The sequence below is a fragment of the Hahella sp. NBU794 genome (assembly GCF_050749805.1).
Lineage (GTDB): Bacteria > Pseudomonadota > Gammaproteobacteria > Pseudomonadales > Oleiphilaceae > Hahella.
Map to the genome: position 1 here is coordinate 2,843,626 of NZ_CP192738.1, position 17,542 is coordinate 2,861,167.

Genomic DNA, 17,542 nt, shown 5'->3' on the forward strand with positions numbered 1-17,542 from the left:
CGTGGGAAGGGATAAACGCCGAAACTGCTTCGGCGTAGCTTGAGGCAGTGTAGAGCAACGCGCCGGACAACTCTGCTTGTTCGGTCTCTGTTCGCCTGGGGCCGAAATGGAAGAGAAAGAATTTTATAGGGAACTGTTCAAGGGGCTTCGCGCAGTGGCGGAGTCCGCCTTCCCAAAGCGCTGCAACACTTGTGGTCGCGTCTATGAGACAGCAGAACAATTCCTGTCTGAAACGGAAAACATCCGCAACACCCGCAGCGGCCTGAAAGAGTCCGAGGACGATGACGGCTCCATGATCGTCGAGGTGTTTCGCAATTGCGCCTGCGGCTCCACCTTGATGGACGTGTTCAATAATCGTCGCGACCTGTCCGAGGCCGGTCTCAGACGCCGCAAACGCTTCGGCGACTTCCTGGAGTTTCTGGTGGAGCAGGGCATTGACCGGGAACTGGCGCGCGACGAATTACTGAAAGTGGCGCGCGGCATGCGCAGCCATGTGCTGGAGAAAATCCGCCCGCCCAAAATCTGATCCCATCCCCGCTGTTGTTCTTCAATCGTCCGCATAAGCGTCGCGTTGACGCAGTGCTGTTTTCAGCGTGAAGCCCCTGGCTGACGTTTGCGCAACAGCATATCGCTACTACACTATGTGGAGAGAGTTTGGAAGGAATCAAAGAGACTGTTAGTGGAAACAGATCAGCTCCCCGACGCCCTATTACTGGTGGACGATGAAGTTAATATTCTCCGGTCCCTCACGCGGCTGTTTCGTCGCGAAGGATACCGGATCTTAACCGCCAACTCCGCGCAGGAAGGCCTCGACATACTGGCGAAGGAACCGGTGGCGGTGATTCTGTCGGATCAGCGTATGCCGGGCATGACCGGGTCGGAAATGTTCAAGGAAGTGAAGTCCCGCTATCCAGACACCATCCGGCTGATCATGAGCGGCTATACCGAGCTGGAAAGCATCACCTCCGCCATCAACGACGGCGCCGTCTACAAGTTTCTGCTCAAACCCTGGGAAGACGAAAAGCTGCTGCAGCATATCCGCGAGGCGTTTTCCATTCATGAACTGAAAAGTAAAAACGCCCGCCTGAACGAGCAGCTCAAGGAGTTGAATCGTCAGTTGGAACAGAAAGTGGAAGAGCAAAACCTGGAGTTGATACTGAATGTTCGCTCGCTGCGCGCTTCCCAGGAAATTCTTGAGCATTTACCCGTCGCCATCGTCGGCGTCTCCGATGACGGCATGATCGTCGAAGTAAACGCCGCCGCCCGCGGTCTGCTGGGAGAGGGGCTGCAGGTCGGTATGTTCGTGATGCAGGTGTTTCCGGAAAATGTATTTCACAGCTACATGGAGGCGGTGAAATCGTCAGTAGGGGAGGTCGTGCAAGTGGCGGCGGCGATAGGCGGCCAGTCCACGCATCTATTGATCAAACGTTTCAGCGGAAATTTCAACGTTTCAGGCACCGTCATGGCGATGTTGTCCGAGGAAGGATGAGCAGCGCCTTGCGGATTTAATCAGGAGAGAAGGATATGACCTGGAATGTGGAGGAGATCAAAACCAAGCTTTCCGAGCTTTCATCGCCCAATCCGGAAATTGAAGCCATCATCAAAATGATGGATGACGGCATTAGCGACCTGGGCATTATCGGTAAAAAAGTATTGGCCGACCCTGTGCTGGCGGCCCGTATTCTGCAACTCGCCAACAGTTCGTTCTACGGCTTCACCAAGGAAGTTAAGGACGTGGACATGGCCTGCGTCATTCTTGGCGCCAACACCATTCGCAATCTGATTTACACCCTGGTGGTGCTCTCCCGTTTTAACGGCCCCCGACAGGATACCCAGCTCGACTACACGCAAATCTGGCGGCATAGCCTGATGACCGCCTGTATCTCCCAGGAGTTGTCCCGGCGTCAGGGCATCGACTTTCTGACCGCCTTTACCGCCGGCCTGTTCAACAATCTGGGCGTGGTGCTGATGGACTATTTTTACGGCGACGAAATTACCGAATGCGTAAAAGTCGCCCGCCAGGAGAAAAAGCATCTGGTGTCGTCGGAGCGCAGCATTCTTGGCAAAGATCATCGGGCGCTGTCCGGCATCGTCCTGGAGTGCTGGTCGTTCCCCCAGGAAATTGTGCAGGTGTTGAACGCCGGCAGTGAAATCAATACGCCTATGGCGTTGGCGGTCAGTCTGGGAGATGTACTGGCCACCAGTATTGTTGGCAATTGCATCGCTGGGGTGCAGTTGCATTGCATCGCTCCCTGCAAGGTGGAAGCGAGCGGCGTGGATATCTCAGAGGTTCCCGCCATGACCCTCAACGGTTTGAAGTTGTTCAAGGAGTTGGCGTCGGAATTTATTCCCAAAGGCAAGAAAAACGGCTCCTGAGCCCCTGTTAGATAGGATAAACGGAATGTTGCTTTATAAGGTTGTTCATGATGCTGGCGGTAACCAGGGCAATATCAGTGAGTTGCTGGAAGCGCTGTTCGCTGAAGACGAAGGCGTTTCGGTAAGCTGGATGTGGCTGGACCCGCAAAGTCAGTATATTGCGCAACACCTGCAAAGCTCGGTTATTTCATTCCGTTTCAAATGGGGAGATGAGGCGATCAGCACCCTGCGCGAAAGGGTGGAAACCTCGGAGCCCAACGCCTGGACCGAGTTTGAGCTGCCCCTGGCCAACGGCAAGACCCTGCACGGCTGGCATATCAAGATCAAACTGAGCGAGAGCGCCTCCAGCGGCATCGCCGTGTGCGCGGATGAGCGCTTCAAACTGTCCGAGAGACTGGACAGCAAGCTGAGTTGGGCGATGACCACCTTGGGACTGACCCGGCGTAACGAAGTCCTGCAATACCAACTGACCGACTTACAGAAACTGATGCTGTTCCAGGTCGTATGGGCGGAGACCCTGGAATGGATCAAAGGAGTGGAGAACGAAGACGACGAGTTTTTCCGCGAGTTGCTGGTGCGTCTGGAGATCGTCACCGGCGCCAGCGGTTCCGCCCTGGAGCTGCGGGGACAACGCGGCGAGCCTTCGAAATGGCTGGAGAAGGGGCTGACGCTGGCCAAGCTGAAAAGCATCGCCGCCGCTCTGGGCGACGAGTCGATTCTGGAGTCGGAAAAATCGCTGTGTCTGGGCGACTTGTCTGAAAAGTGCCAGCCGCCGGGCAGTTGCCACGAAATCGACCAGTTGAATATTTTTCCTATTCAGACCGGCGACGGCGTGTGCAAAGGCACTTTGTATCTCGCCAAGAGCAAAGGCAAGCCGGTGTTTTCCCTGGCGGATGAAATGTATATCTCGCAGATGGTCAGCCAGGCGTATAGCGGCTTTGAGAAAAACGCGCTGCTGGCGGAATTGGAGAAGAGCAACCAGCAACTGGTGCTGGAGCGACAGCAACAGGAGAAACTGATCAGTCAGCTGCAGGATACCCGGGCGCAACTGCTGCAGTCGGAAAAACTCGCCTCCATTGGGCAACTGGCGGCCGGGGTGGCGCATGAAATCAATAACCCCATCGGCTATGTCAGTTCCAACCTGACCACCCTGAATGAATACATCAGCACATTGTTTGAGCTGCTGGATGAAATCGAAGAACGTCTCGGCGGCGACAAGGCGGAAGTGAAGGCCATCTTCAAGGAACTGGAGGAGAAATACGAAACGGAATACATCCGGGGCGACGTCACCGATCTGATGAAAGAGTCCAACGAGGGCATCTATCGGGTCAAGCAGATCATTCAATCCCTGAAGGATTTCTCGCGGCCGGATACCGGTCAATTCGAGCTGGGCGACCTGAACCAGTACATCAACAAGACGCTCAACATTGTTCACAACGAGATCAAATACAAGGCGGAAGTCATCAAGGACTTTGGCGATTTGCCCAAGATCGAGATGGTGGAGTCGCAGATTGGTCAGGTGATACTGAATCTGGTGGTCAACGCCGGTCATGCGATCGAGCACAACGGCGTTATCAGGGTATCCACCAAAGTGGTGGAGGACGGCTTCATCTGCGTATCTGTGGCGGACAACGGCAGCGGCATCGCCAAGGAAAATCTGTCCAAGCTCTATGACCCTTTCTTCACCACCAAGCCGGTGGGACAGGGCACCGGACTGGGGCTGGCGCTGTCCTACGGCATCGTCAACAAACACCATGGCCGCCTGGAAGTGGAGAGCGAACTGGGGAAAGGTACGACGTTTTACGTTTATCTGCCCGTTAAGCAACCTAAACAGGGAGAGGAGCAATGACGCAAGACCTGGCTTCGCCGGATTCCGCCTCACCCGCGGCCTCTGATGCGGACGTTGATTATGTGCTGTTTGTCGACGACGAGAAGCCGATCCTCTCTTCCATTCAGCGTTTACTGCGCAAACAGGATTTTAAGTGTCTGTTTGCGGAGAGCGGGGCGGATGGGCTGAAAATTCTGGAGTCGCAGCGGGTCGATCTGGTGATCTCAGACATGCGCATGCCGAATATGGACGGCGCCCAGTTTCTGTCACAGGTGAAAGCGCGCTGGCCATTGACGGTGCGTATGCTGCTGACCGGCCACTCGGATATTTCCGCCACGGTGACCGCCCTTAATGAAGGCGGTATCTATCGCTACATCAGCAAGCCCTGGGACGATGAAAACCTGATTGAAGTCATTCACGAAGGCCTGCGCATACGGCGTCTGGAGCGGGAGAAAAAACGCCTGCTTAATGTCACCCAGCAGCAGAACCGGGAGCTGCAGAAGTTTAACAAGGATCTGGAAAAGATGGTCGCCGCACGCACCGAGGAAGTGCGTCAGACCGCGGACATGCTGGAGCTGGCGTACCAGCAACTGAAAGACAGCTATGACGATTTCGTCAGGGTGTTCTCCACCTTTATCACCAGTCGCGGTTATTTGATCAAGGGCCATTCACAGAGCGTGGCGGACTTGTCGAAAACCATCGCGGAAGCCATGGAGCTGCCGGAGGCGGACGTCAAACATATCTACTACGCCGGCCTGCTGCATGAGGTGGGCAAGCTCAGTCTGTCCGACGATGTGTTGAGTCGGGCGGAAGCCAAGCTGACCCGGCAGGATGCGGTGGAGTATCAACGTTACCCCCTGCTGGGGGAAATGGCTTTGACCGCGATTGCGGAGCTGGAGCCGACCTCCCGCTTTATCCGCCACCATACGGAATACATGGACGGCAGCGGCTTTCCTGACAGGCTGAAAGGCGACGCCATTCCCATGGGGTCGCGCATTATCCGCGCCGTGCGCGACTTTGTGGGACTGCAAAGCGGACTCATGCGTACCGACGCCATGACCAAGGACGACGCCTTCAAGCTGATCCAGGACAACGCCGGCAAACGCTACGATGCTCAGGTGGTGAAACTGCTGGCGCCGCTGGTGGACAGTTATACCGGCGACGATGTGTTGCCTCATGAAGATAAACTCGGCGTGGGAGCGCTGGTTCCCGGCATGCGGTTATCCCGGGACTTGAAAAACACCAATGGCATTCTGCTCATCGCCAAAGGCCATGTGCTGACGGAGAAAATCATCGAAAAAATGCTGTCGTTGGAGAAGTTGGAAAACCGCAAACTCAGTGTGTTCGTAATGAAAAGATAGGCGGGAGTCTATATGACTACATTGGCGATAATCGATGACGAAGAAAACGTGCTGCGCGCCATGCAGCGGATATTACGCAAGAAGCCCTGGAAGGTGCTCACCTTCAACGACCCTTATGAGGCTATCGACGCACTGAAGAAAGAGCCCGTTGATCTGGTCATTTCCGACTATCGGATGCCGGAAATCAATGGCGTGGAGCTGCTCAACGCACTCAAAGAAATACGCCCGGATGCGTTGCGCATCCTGTTGAGCGGACAAGCGGATATTGATGGCGTTACCTCGGCCATCAATGACGCGGAAATTTATCGGTTTATCTCCAAGCCCTGGTCCGACGAGGATCTGTTGATGACCCTGGAGAACGCCCTGGAGCATAACGCTTTGGTGCGGGAGAACCGCCGCCTGCTGGATCTGGTGCGGAAACAGGAAGGCGCGCTGAAGAAACAGCTGGAAGAACTACAGCGGCTGGAGGCCGCGACGCCGGGCATTACTCAGGTGAGCTGGAATGAAGACGGCAGCATCGATCTGGTGGATGAGGACTTCGACGAACTCTGACGTCGAAAAATTCGGAGCCCCTAAGCGCTCCACAGCATAAGGCGACCCCGCAAGGGAGCGCCAGGAAAAAACCCGGCCGCGCGACATCCTCATGATGAGGGAGAAGTAAACGTCGTATGGATAACTAGGGCATGGATATATTGTTAAAGGCGGGCTATTTTCGCAGATTAAGACTCACCCGGCGCTTGATGGTCGCGATCGCCGGGGCGTTGCTGCTGTTTTACGGAGGCTTCGCCTTTTACACGCTGTCCAGCCTGAAGGAACAGGTGTACGAAGATTTCTACGCCCGCGCCGACTACCTCATGGAAATCGCCGTGCAGGCGAACGCCCAGAACATGTGGGATTTCGACCTGAGCAAAAGCAATCAGTTCGCCAAATCCCTGTCCAAAGATCCCATCGTCAGCGCTGTCATCTTTGAGGTGTATGACGCCGTTCAGAACGGCGGCAGCTTCTTTACCGGCAATATCGGCGGCATCGAAGAAGTACGTCAGCGCTCTCCCAGCCTGGATGTACTGGAGCCGGAACGCAGTCGCTACGTATTTCGTCAGGAGCGGGAAGTGGTCTGGGAAAACTCGGTCATCGGCCGCGCCTATCTGTATTTCAGCGACAGTCCCGTGCAAGCCAAACTGGAAGAACAAACCGCCAGCTTTGTGCTGGCTTTACTGGGTTTTCTATTCCTCTACTTATTGGCGCTTTTCTACATTTTCAGCCACTGGTTCAGCCGGCCGTTTTTAGGCATGCATCAACTGGCCGTGAACTTGGGCGGCAGCCTGGATAAGTACCGTTGCGAGATGGAGCAGGGCGATCATAACGAGAACGCTCTGCCTGACCTGGGAAAGCTGCTGCAGCAAAGTGGTGTCGACACCCATCGGGAAGATGAGATGGGGGATTTTATCCGCGCTTTCGCCCAGGTCATGCAGGCGTTTACCGTGGTGGCGTCGGAACTGTCGCAACGTTCGCAACATGTGAGCAAATTGAATGAAGAACTGGAGAACCGCATTCAGGAGCGCACCTGGGAATTGAAACGCGCCAACGCCAGTTTGCAGGAGTCGCTGGAGTCGTTGCAGGTGACCCAGTCGCAAATGGTGCAGCAGGAAAAGCTGGCGTCTCTGGGACAACTGGCGGCGGGCGTCGCCCACGAAATCAACAACCCTATCGGCTATGTCGCCAGCAATATCAACCGGCTGAAAGAGTACTATTCAGACTTCGAAAAACTGTTTCAGGTGGTGGAGGCGCACTATGATCGTGTGCCGATAGAAGTGGCGGCGGAACTGGATCGGGTGAAGGACGAGATCGACTACGACTTTCTAAAAGAGGATTTACCTGAACTCCTGCAAGATTGCCTGGAGGGCAGCCGTCGGGTGCAGGAAATCGTCGAAAACCTGAAGAACTATTCCCGTGTGGATCAGGGCGACGTGCACCTGGACTTCAATATCAACGACGTCATCACCAGCACGCTCAAACTGGTGTGGAACGAGCTGAAATATGACTGTGACGTGGAAACCGATTTGCAGAACACTGAGCTGACCTGCGGCAACCAGGGACAGATCAATCAGGTAGTCTCCAATATTCTGGTCAACGCCAGTCACGCCATTAAGGAAACGCAACGGCACGGCAAGGTGCGCATTCGCACCCACAGCGACTCGGAATGGGTATATGCGGAAGTGTCGGATACCGGCTGTGGCATTCCCCAGGATATCGTCAGCAAAATCTTCGATCCGTTTTTCACCACCAAACCGGTAGGCAAGGGCACCGGGTTGGGGCTGAATATTTCCTACGACATCATCGTCAACAAGCATCGCGGCGACATCAAAGTGGAAAGCCGAACCGGCGTGGGATCGACGTTTATCATCAAACTGCCGATCGCCCAGCGCAAGGCGCAGCCGGAGCGTCCTTCCTCCGCCGCCTGAGATAAGATGCTTCCGTCGGGAAAATTAGGCCTATTGTCAGGCGGCAAATTTCCTTAGAATTCCATGCTTCATGAGAAAGCGGGAAACTCATCCGTTATGTCGCTTTCCTTATCTATAAAAGAAATACCAGAGAGAGTCGCTCAAACATTGGTCGGCTCTCATTGCGTGTGACGCATGAAAATTTGCAACATCCATGTGGCTTAACAAGTAAGCACAGTTAGATAACTCAATACTGACAGATAAAGAAAAGGAGACCCGTACGCATGGCGTCAGGTTCTAAAAAAGTGATTTATGCGGCCTTGGTCGGCAACGCAATGGTCGCGCTCACTAAGTTTGCGGCGGCGGCCTTCACCGGCAGCTCGGCGATGTTTTCCGAAGGCGTTCACTCCGTGGTGGACACCGGTAATCAAGTGTTGTTGCTGCACGGAATGAAGCGCTCCCAACGCCCCGCATCGGAAGATTTTCCCTTCGGACACGGTAAGGAAATTTACTTCTGGTCTTTTATTGTGGCGATCCTGATTTTCGCCCTGGGCGCGGGCATCTCCATCTACGAAGGCATTGAGCACATCCTGCATCCGCAGGTGGTGGAAAACCCGGTGGTCAACTATATCGTGCTGTCTTTGGCGATTCTTTTTGAAGGCTTTGCTTTCGTCATGGCGATCAAGGAATTCCGCAACGCCAAAGGGCAGATGGGGTACGTGGAAGCGGTGCAACGAGGCAAAGACCCCTCCATGTTTGTCGTGCTGTTTGAAGACGCCGCCGCCATGCTCGGCCTTGTGGTGGCCTTGGGCGGCATTGTGCTGGGGCAGGTGACCGGCAATCCGGTTTACGATGGCGTCGCCTCGGTCATTATCGGCTGTATTCTCGGCCTGACGGCGCTGTGGCTGGCGGTGGAGACCAAAGGGCTGTTGATCGGTGAAAGCGCCAACAAGAAGGTGGTGAAAGGCATTCGTGAAATGACCCAGGCTATTCCGGGCGTGGAGCATGTCAACGAAGTGCTGACCATGCACATGGGGCCTGACTTCGTACTGGTGAATATCTCGGTGGATTTCAAAGACAGCATTTCCGCCGGCGAGATTGAAACCCGCATCGCCGGCCTCGACGAACAGATCAAATCCTCCTTCCCTGAGTGCAAGCGCATTTTCGTGGAGGCGGAAAGCCGTCGTAAAAAGGCGGCCGTAGCGGCGCCGACGGTCGACGTATAACCCCATTCGATATTAACAGCGGACCCGCATGGCTCCGCTGTCTTTACTTCAAACCTGTGTCTTTACGACTCTGATATCACGCCCTGCCGGATCAGTTTTTCTCTGGCCTCTTCCTGTATCAGCAGGCAGGCGTCGGGATCGTGCAGATTCAGGGACAGAGGCGCACGGGTCAGCTTGTTGCCGTAGCTCGACTTGCCTTCGAATAAGACGCCTTTCTCCGTGATCAGCAAATCTTCGCCGTCAAACAGAGGGTCTTGGCCGATCGCCAACGCGCTGGGGTTTTCGAAGGCGAACCAGGGTGTGGCGTAAAGTTCTGGAAAGTATTCGCGTCCCGTCGCGGGATCGGTGTATGAAGCGACATAATGCAAGCGCCCGCTGAGAAAGCTGGTCAAGGCGACGCCGCCGCAATAAGGCATGATGTCATCCACAATGGCGCCGGGCTCCCGCCAGAGAGTGACGCCCAGGTTGGTTTGATAGTTGCCGTCGCGGTCAGTGACCAGAGCGGGTATGGAACCGTCGGCGTCAAACTGGAAACGCTTCACGCTGTCGCCATCGCTGATGAATAGTTGATCGCCGACCACTCTGACGCCATTGGGGGAGCCGAGTCCGTGCTCTCCCGCGATCCAGTCCCGCTGGAAACCGGTGATTTGCGGCGTCCCGGCGGAACCGGCTTCAGGAAACGCCAGTGTAATGCGTGTCAGGCCGGAAGTGGCGAAGAAATTTTCATCCGCCACCAGCAATGCGCCATCCGGGGCGAAGGCGACGCCATTGGGGATCGCCAGCGCATCGAATGGGTCCCGTGTATCACCCCTGCGTGTCACGAATTCGAAGCGATAGTCCGGTCGACTCAGATTGGCGGCCAGCAGGTGATTGTTGCGAATGACCAGCCAGCGCGCCTCCACACAGGACGTCAGCACCCAATCGCCATGTTGCGCCATACCGGTGTAATTGCAGCTGTCCAGTTGTGGGGGCGACAGCTCCGTGGGGACGTAAACGACCTCGCCACTGGCGTCCGTGTGGGCGTCGATGCGGTATATGCCTTTGCCCCCGGTCACCAGTAATTGGCCGTCCGCCGTAAACAGAATATTTTCCGCGTCGGGAATGGCGACCAGGGTTTGTTTTTCCAGGCATCCGCCCAATAACGGCGGCAGGATAGCGGCGGCGATCGCAGCGCGCCAGTTGTAATGATTCATGGATTTCCTTCCTGATGATTTATTGTTGTTGGAAGGAAAATTGTCTTCGATTAACCAAGGGCGAACATCACTCAAACGAGTGGCGCGCCTGCTATGTCACGCCTTGCGATTCACCAGCCATACCGCCGCTTCGACCCGGGAGCGCATGCCCATCTTCTTGAGAATGTGCTTAACGTGGACTTTCACGGTGCCGTCGGAAATATTCAGATCGCGGGCGATGACTTTGTTGCTGTGTCCTTGCGCGATGCGGGTGAGAATCTCATATTCACGGCTGGTCAGGGTCGCGGAAGGATCGGCGGCTTCCACAGGTTTGCGCAGGGCGGAGGCGAGAATTTCCGTCAAGCGTTCGCTGATCGCCATTTTGCCCAGCGTTACTTGTTTGATCTTTTCCAGGATGTCTTCCGGCTCCATGTCCTTTAGCAGATAACCGTCAGCGCCGGCTCGGAAACAGTTCACCACATCGGCTTCGTTGTCGGACACTGTCAGCATGATGATGCGCGAGTCCACGCCGGCGGCGCGAATGGCGCGTAAGGTATCGAGTCCGTCCATGCCTTGCATGTTGAGGTCCAGCAGAATCAGGTCCGGCTCCAGTTCCTTCGCCTTGGCCAGCCCTTCCTCGCCGTTTTTGGCTTCGGCGACGATGTCCAGCTCATCCTCCATTTCGATCAACTGGCGGATGCCTTTGCGAAACAGGGGGTGGTCGTCCACCATCATGATCGTTGCTTTTGCGCTCATCTCAGCTTCACCTTGTCATTCTTTTCATTTATACGGCCAGCGTTATCTGATGTTTTCAGCATAACACGAACTCAGAGAAGCCCCTGCGACGGCGCGATAGGGACTTGATCCATATCAGGTTTACCAACGATGACCCTGAGCTGCGCATACCGAAGACCTACCGCTTTGGCGCCGGATTCGTCTACCTCATTGGGGGTATCGAAAGTCTTGCACAGATTCTCGGAAATCGCTCTAACGCTATGAAAATACGGCAAATGGTAGCGCTACTTAAAGTCGCTTGTGAGCAGATCATCCACACGGCCCCGGTCTTAAACGCTACCCCCTCCGGAGCATTGTCGGCCCATCTGTTTATAAAGATAGTTGAGCCGAAGATTATTATTCAGGCCCAACGCAGAGGTAAGGCATATGGCGGACATCACTGCTGGCTGGAATCCAGAGGACAGCGGGTTCTGGCAAAAAACCGGTAAGAAAGTAGCGAATCGGAATTTGTGGATATCCATTCCGAGTTTGCTGTGCGGCTTCGCCGTATGGTTGTACTGGGGCGTCATCACAGTACAGATGTTAAATCTGGGCTTTCCGTTTCAGGCGTCGGAATTGTTCACATTGATGGCGATTTCCGGTCTGACCGGCGCCACACTGCGCATTCCCAGCAGCTTTTTCATTCGCCTGTGCGGCGGTCGCAACACGATATTTTTTACAACTGCGCTGCTGATGATTCCAGCAATCGGTGCCGGCATCGCCCTGCAAAGTAAAGACACGCCCCTGTGGGTGTTTCAGGTGCTGGCGTTACTGTCCGGTCTGGGCGGCGGCAATTTCGCTTCTTCGATGTCCAACATCAGCTTTTTCTTTCCCAAGAAACAGCAAGGGTTGGCGCTGGGCCTCAACGCAGGTCTGGGTAACTTCGGCGTCACCACTATGCAGATTCTGGTGCCGTTATTCATGACGTTCGGCGCCTTCGGTGCGGCCGGCGGCGACCCCATGACCCTGGTCAATCCATCCGGCACGCTGATCGGCAAGATTCCTGCGGGTTCTGAAACCTGGATTCAAAACGCAGGCTTTGTGTGGTTGCTGTTCCTGGTTCCACTGGCGTTTGCTGGCTGGTTCGGCATGAACAATATTCGCACCGATGAAGTGTCGCCGGACATTGGCGGGCCTGTCGGCTCCTTCTCCAAAATCACCTTCATGCTGTTGATCGGTTTTCTGACTTCCATCGCCGGACTCTGGCTGATGCTGCCTGAGTCCGCCAACGGCGCAGGGTGGGGCATCCCTAAAGAACTGGTGTTGGTGGCCGTCATCGCCGCTACGGTGTTCCTGCTCAAGCTGTTGCCGGGACAGATTCGCAGTAGTCTGAATCGTCAGTATCGTATCTTCGGCAATCGTCACACCTGGGTGATGAGCGTTATTTACACCATGACCTTCGGCAGCTTCATCGGCTACGCGGCGGCCTTTCCGCTGGCGATCAAGGTGATCTTCGGATACAGCCATGTGATGGTGGACGGGGTGATGACTCATAATACCGTTAACCCCAACGGTCCCAGCGCACTTATGTACGCCTGGATGGGGCCTTTTATTGGCGCGCTGATTCGCCCGGTGGGCGGCTGGATTTCCGATAAATTCGGCGGCGCGCTGGTCACGCAGATTTGCTCACTGGTGATGGTGGTGTGCGCCCTGGCGGTCGCCTATTACATGAGCGCGGCCTATAACTCAGCGACCCCTGAAGAGTTTTTTGCGCCTTTCTTCATCTTGTTCCTGGCGCTGTTCGCGGCGTCCGGCATTGGTAACGGCTCCACTTTCCGCACCATCGCCATGGTGTTCCCGAAAGAACAGGCGGGCCCCGTACTGGGCTGGACCTCTGCAGTGGCTGCCTACGGCGCGTTCTACATTCCCCAGGTGTTCGGCGAGCAGATCAAGGCCGCCACGCCGGAATACGCGCTGATTGGTTTTGCGGTGTTCTACGCGGTATGCGTTCTGGTGAACTGGTTCTTCTATCTGCGTAAAGGCGCTGAGTTTTATAACCCTTGATTCCTGAGTCACTCCTGCGGAGTGGAGTTCCGTCCCGTCGTTCACGCAGCTGGGATGGAACTTGATCTTGGCGCGCCTTAGGGCGCGCTTTTTTATTGCCCTGAGGCAGGTTGCGGCAGATAAGCGTCAGCTTTTGAGCAGCTGGTCCAGATCCTTGGCGATCATATCAGCGCTGAGATCATCCCTCAGTAACAGGCGGGCCTTGCCGTCCGCGTCGAACACGAATGCAGCGGAGCTGTGGGAGACCTCATAATTGCCGGTATCATCTGGCTTACCATAGCCGAACGCCACCCGGTAGCGCTTGGTGAGAGTCTGTAGCGCGTCCATATCGCCGGTAAGACCAATAAACTCCGAGCCGAAGGCGTCGGTATAGGCTTTGAGTTGTTCCGGCGCGTCTCTTTTGGGGTCGACGCTGACAAACAGAATATTGATGCGCTGTTGTTCGGCGGCGTCCAGTTTACTCAGTGCGGACTTCAGTCTGGCGAGGGTGGTGGGGCAGATATCCGGACAGTAGGTGTAACCGAAAAACAGGATGTTGTACTTGCCAGTGAAATCTTGCTCCGACACCGGGGCGGCGTTTTCACTTTGCAGTGAAAACTTCAGTTCCGGCAGCATGCCGCTGATATCGGTCCCTGACCACTCCACAGGTTCCTGACTACAGGCGCTGGTCAGCGCCAATACGATTGCGATAAAAACGAGGCGTATCGCCGTCACGAAGGGATCTCCTTAATAGTCTCTGAAAACTCAAGCTGCGCCGGTGAGAGCGCCTGGGCTGCGTGCGCCCACTATGTCCTGGCGTCGGATATAGGACAACATCACCAAAATGGCGATAGCGCTCATCATCGCAGGCGGAATCCAGGTGATCACGCCACCCACCATTTGGTCCGCCGCCGGCGCGATGGGAAAGGCGCGTCCGCAGATGGCGTAGATATCGTACAGGGTGGATTCCGACAGCGTAATATACGCGCCCAGCAGAATCTGGGGCACCATAATGGCCAATAAAATGATGATGCGCCAGCCGAAGGAAGGGCCTTGCTGGGGCGAAGGGTTGAGAATCAGCCACCAGAACAACAGTCCATCCAGAAACATGCTCCAGTTCATCAAATGATAGAGCTTCAAGTCCAGCATGGCGTAAAAGTGTATGGACGGCGTCAGCCAGAAAAAGATGATGCCGACGAACAAGAAAGCGGCCAGGGGAGGAAACTGCAGTATCCGGTAGCCACCCACAATCAGCCACGCGCCGGGAAGGGCGCTCCAGTTGACGTCGCGCCAGCGTTGCGGCAAGCCCGCCGCCAGTACTGACCAGGGCGCCGCCAGGGCGATAAAGAAAGGCCCTAGATGATGCAGCACCAGATGCTGCAGGCGATGCGCGAAAAACAGGTATTGAGCGTAGTAATCAAATTGCGTGTGCAGAACAGCGTAAGTAACCGCCACGCCGACAAAGAATGACAGAGAGCGGGCGAAACTGACAGGATGACCCGTTGCGCGCAATCTGCGCATGCCGCGTATGTACAGCGTGACAGTGACCAGGGAAACTAAAACGACCGAAGGGTAAAATTCCCAGGGCGTGAGAACGGTAATCCATGTCGGAGCACTATCGGGCATGAGCGACCTTTCCGTTACACCGCCGCGTTAACGTGAGGGCGGTGGTGATTTAAGTTATTGTTATTCAATTCTGTTCGGCAGAGTCCTTGTTTTACCAGTCGCCACGAGAAATGACAATAACCGCTGCGCGGTGAAAAATACGGTATGCGCCGGCGAAATAACGATCTATATGACAGGAGTGAGTTTTGGGCGGTAACGCATTGAAAGATTACGGCGCGCAGCGCTTGTGTACTGCAGACGCTTTACGCATTGGCGAGAAGGCGCTTCATGCTATTCAGGCATTACAGTGTCATGACGGCGCGCCGGTGCGCGCGGAGATCGTCACGGCGTACAGGAAGAAAGAGACCTACGGCGACATTGATATTGTGGTCAGCGACGGCGTTAAACGTGATTTAGGCAATGCTTTTATGGCTGAGTTACTGGGTAACGTATTGGGTGATGGCCAACCGCTGCCGTTTATCGCCAATGGCGGCGTGGCCAGTTTTGGCGCCCCGTTGGAGCAGGGCGGCGTCTTTCAGGTGGACTTGTTGTATACGCCCGCGTCTCAGTTCGATTTTGCATTGAGTTACTTTTCCTGGAACGACGCCGGCAATCTGATTGGTCGCGTCGCCCATAAAATGGGAATGAAGTTCGGCCACAATGGCTTGTGGTTACCTTTTCGGGATGGTGACTATTTGTTTACCGAAGTGCTGGTGACGCGGGATTTCGACAAGGCTGTCCGCTTTTTGGGCTTCGATATATCTCGCTGGAAGCAGGGCTTTGACGATTTGATTCAGTTATATCAGTTTATTTCAGCTTCCAAATACTTCGACAAGAACATCTATTTGCTGGAAAACCGCAGTCACAACGCCCGCGTCCGCGACGCCAAGCGGCCGACTTATACGGGCTTCCTCAACTGGCTGCGTGAGGCTTATACAGGCGAAGACTTTAAAGACTGGCCGGCGAGTAAAACCGCTTGGCTGCCGCAGATTTTCGCCGAGTTTCCTGAAGCGGAAGCTGCCTGGCGGGCTGCTGAAACGGACTTGGCTTGTCAGCGTGAGATCAAGCGGAAGTTCAACGGCGAGTTGGTCAGTGGGTTGTCAGGCCTGACAGGGACCGAGCTTGGGGCGTTGATGCAGCAGATCCGCCATAGTTTTGAGGACAAGAAAGCCTTTGATTTGTTTGTATTGAACGCCTCGGAAAGTGAAATCGAAGCACTTGTGATTGCGCAAAAGAGCGTATTGGATGGGAAGGAATAAAGGGACTGAGATTCAGTGAGAGAGGCGACGATGTGACCGTCGTCGCCTTGACTTCGGATTTACAGGTGCAGACCGCACTCCGTCTTTTCTTTGCCCTGCCAGCGTCCTGCGCGTTCTTCCCCTTTACGGGTGCAGTGTTCGCAGCCGATTGAGGAGTAGCCTTCGCTCACGAGCGGGTGGAAGGGCAGGTTGTGATCGCGAATATACGCGTCGCGCTCTTCTCTGGTGACATCAATCATCGGATTGAATTTGATAATGCCGCGGCGCTCTTCAAAAATCTGCAGGCCGGCGCGATGCTCGGTCTGCCAGCTCATCAGGCTGGACACCCATACGTCATAGTTTTCTTTCACTTCTTCCAGCGGCTGAACCTTGTTGACGGAGCAGCACAGATCGGGGTCGGTTTCCCACAGGCGTTCGCTGACCGAGTAGGCATGATGATGCCTGTCCGGTTTTACATCCTCCACATTCAACCCGTACAAGCGGGTGAGATAATCCCTGTACTCCAAGGTTTCCTTGAAGTGGAACTGAGTATCGATGAAGTGAATCCTCTGCGAGGGACGCATGCGAGAAATGATATGCAAAAAGTAAGCGGACGTGGCGGCGAAAGAAGACGTCACCAGCACCTTCTCCGGTGCGAAATCCTGATACAGGCGACGGATACGCGCTTCAAAATCAAGCGGGGCATAGGAGGCGTTCAAATCGGCGATGGCTTCGTAAGAAAGCCCTGCGCTATTGTCGCCTATGCGGGTTATCAGTTGCGCGCTGTTCATGAATCGGTCATCTCCAGACTACGGGTCATCAAGTCACGGGATTCATGATACGGAACGAGCATAAAATTTAAAGTAATAAAAAATTCTATTGTTATGCGTTTTTGTTAATGCTGGTAGCGAAGTGGCCTGCGAACATGCGCTATCTTTGCTTAGATATAACTTGATTAGTCTAAGGTTAAGTCGCTTGTCTAATTCGTTGATTGGGCGAGTTGAGAAATAGCTTGGCGCCTCCCAAAAGAGTGCTATAAATGAGTGTTGCAGATAGCTTGATAGACAGGTTTGTCGCTGCATGTGGAACGCACTGCAAGCCATACATACTGATAGAGCCGATTAATGAATTCCCAGAAAGTTGGGATGAAGACGGCTTGCGTGTTTATGTTAATGGCAAGCTTCATGAAATAGGGTGCGTAGAAGTTAATTGGAAAGTCATTTCTTATAAAGAAATGTATCGGCAGCTTAGGCATATGTTAACCGTCTCATTGGTAGGGGAGTGCCCACCTTTTTTCATGTCTAGTGAAGAAACTGTAAATTGCTTTATTGAAGACTTTCTCTCACTTGTCGACGGTGGCTGCTATCTCTCTAATGCGAGATTCGTTAATGAGAACATCGAGCACAGCAATGTTTTCAAGCGTGATGATAGATTCTCTGACTTGGCTATAGTATGGATCAGCGCTGAAAGGCTCGCCGTTATCGCACATAGAGGGTTCGATTAGTCATTGTGTATGGTTATATCAAAAAAGCCGCCTG

Annotated in this window: 16 protein-coding genes; 11 read left to right on the plus strand and 5 right to left on the minus strand. The window is 54.6% G+C overall.

Features of this window, described 5'->3' with window-relative positions; all coding sequences use genetic code 11:
- Positions 1-106 precede the first annotated feature (106 nt).
- From ACQYWX_RS12715 to ACQYWX_RS12750, 8 genes are all read left to right on the plus strand, one after another.
- Positions 107-526, plus strand: coding sequence for an oxidoreductase (locus tag ACQYWX_RS12715; RefSeq protein ID WP_216738066.1), 420 nt, complete (start codon positions 107-109; stop codon positions 524-526).
- Positions 527-679: 153 nt separating this feature from the next.
- Positions 680-1,489: a response regulator gene (locus ACQYWX_RS12720; RefSeq protein WP_279507065.1), complete on the plus strand. Its 810-nt coding sequence runs from the start codon at positions 680-682 to the stop codon at positions 1,487-1,489.
- 35 nt (positions 1,490-1,524) lie between these two features.
- Positions 1,525-2,376: an HDOD domain-containing protein gene (locus ACQYWX_RS12725; RefSeq protein ID WP_216738065.1), complete on the plus strand. Its 852-nt coding sequence runs from the start codon at positions 1,525-1,527 to the stop codon at positions 2,374-2,376.
- Positions 2,377-2,401: 25 nt separating this feature from the next.
- A complete protein-coding gene (locus tag ACQYWX_RS12730; RefSeq protein WP_279507066.1) occupies positions 2,402-4,225 on the plus strand; it encodes an ATP-binding protein in 1,824 nt (607 codons plus the stop codon).
- On the plus strand, positions 4,222-5,565 hold the full coding sequence (locus tag ACQYWX_RS12735) for an HD domain-containing phosphohydrolase (protein ID WP_431689025.1): 1,344 nt from the start codon (positions 4,222-4,224) through the stop codon (positions 5,563-5,565). The genes ACQYWX_RS12730 and ACQYWX_RS12735 overlap by 4 nt, the downstream gene beginning before the upstream one ends.
- 12 nt (positions 5,566-5,577) lie before the next feature.
- Positions 5,578-6,117, plus strand: coding sequence for a response regulator (locus ACQYWX_RS12740; protein ID WP_279507069.1), 540 nt, complete (start codon positions 5,578-5,580; stop codon positions 6,115-6,117).
- Between the two features lie 131 nt (positions 6,118-6,248).
- Positions 6,249-8,027: a sensor histidine kinase gene (locus ACQYWX_RS12745; RefSeq protein ID WP_431689026.1), complete on the plus strand. Its 1,779-nt coding sequence runs from the start codon at positions 6,249-6,251 to the stop codon at positions 8,025-8,027.
- 263 nt (positions 8,028-8,290) lie between these two features.
- Complete coding sequence (locus tag ACQYWX_RS12750) at positions 8,291-9,232, plus strand: cation diffusion facilitator family transporter (RefSeq protein WP_216738060.1); 942 nt, start codon at positions 8,291-8,293, stop codon at positions 9,230-9,232.
- A gap of 62 nt (positions 9,233-9,294) precedes the next feature.
- Here ACQYWX_RS12750 and ACQYWX_RS12755 read toward each other — a convergent pair whose 3' ends face one another.
- Both ACQYWX_RS12755 and narL read right to left on the minus strand, forming a co-directional pair.
- On the minus strand, positions 9,295-10,425 hold the full coding sequence (locus ACQYWX_RS12755) for a hypothetical protein (protein WP_431689027.1): 1,131 nt from the start codon (positions 10,423-10,425) through the stop codon (positions 9,295-9,297).
- Between the two features lie 96 nt (positions 10,426-10,521).
- On the minus strand, positions 10,522-11,160 hold the full coding sequence (gene narL / locus ACQYWX_RS12760) for a two-component system response regulator NarL (protein ID WP_216738058.1): 639 nt from the start codon (positions 11,158-11,160) through the stop codon (positions 10,522-10,524).
- Positions 11,161-11,565: 405 nt separating this feature from the next.
- Between narL and ACQYWX_RS12765 the strand changes: the two genes are divergently transcribed.
- Positions 11,566-13,182 (plus strand): MFS transporter, encoded by a 1,617-nt coding sequence (locus ACQYWX_RS12765; protein ID WP_216738057.1) that lies wholly within the window; start codon positions 11,566-11,568, stop codon positions 13,180-13,182.
- Positions 13,183-13,308: 126 nt separating this feature from the next.
- Here ACQYWX_RS12765 and ACQYWX_RS12770 read toward each other — a convergent pair whose 3' ends face one another.
- Both ACQYWX_RS12770 and ACQYWX_RS12775 read right to left on the minus strand, forming a co-directional pair.
- Complete coding sequence (locus ACQYWX_RS12770; protein ID WP_431689028.1) at positions 13,309-13,896, minus strand: SCO family protein; 588 nt, start codon at positions 13,894-13,896, stop codon at positions 13,309-13,311.
- Positions 13,897-13,926: 30 nt separating this feature from the next.
- Positions 13,927-14,787, minus strand: a complete 861-nt coding sequence (locus ACQYWX_RS12775; RefSeq protein ID WP_431689029.1) for a cytochrome c oxidase assembly protein — start codon at positions 14,785-14,787, stop codon at positions 13,927-13,929.
- Positions 14,788-14,972: 185 nt separating this feature from the next.
- Here ACQYWX_RS12775 and ACQYWX_RS12780 point away from each other — a divergent pair, with 185 nt between their 5' ends.
- Positions 14,973-16,025, plus strand: coding sequence for a hypothetical protein (locus ACQYWX_RS12780; RefSeq protein WP_431689030.1), 1,053 nt, complete (start codon positions 14,973-14,975; stop codon positions 16,023-16,025).
- A 59-nt stretch (positions 16,026-16,084) separates the two neighbouring features.
- Here the strand turns inward: ACQYWX_RS12780 and ACQYWX_RS12785 are convergent, their stop codons facing one another.
- A complete protein-coding gene (locus ACQYWX_RS12785; protein WP_279507076.1) occupies positions 16,085-16,795 on the minus strand; it encodes a phosphoadenylyl-sulfate reductase in 711 nt (236 codons plus the stop codon).
- A gap of 248 nt (positions 16,796-17,043) precedes the next feature.
- Between ACQYWX_RS12785 and ACQYWX_RS12790 the strand changes: the two genes are divergently transcribed.
- Positions 17,044-17,508: a hypothetical protein gene (locus ACQYWX_RS12790; RefSeq protein ID WP_431689031.1), complete on the plus strand. Its 465-nt coding sequence runs from the start codon at positions 17,044-17,046 to the stop codon at positions 17,506-17,508.
- Positions 17,509-17,542 lie beyond the last annotated feature (34 nt).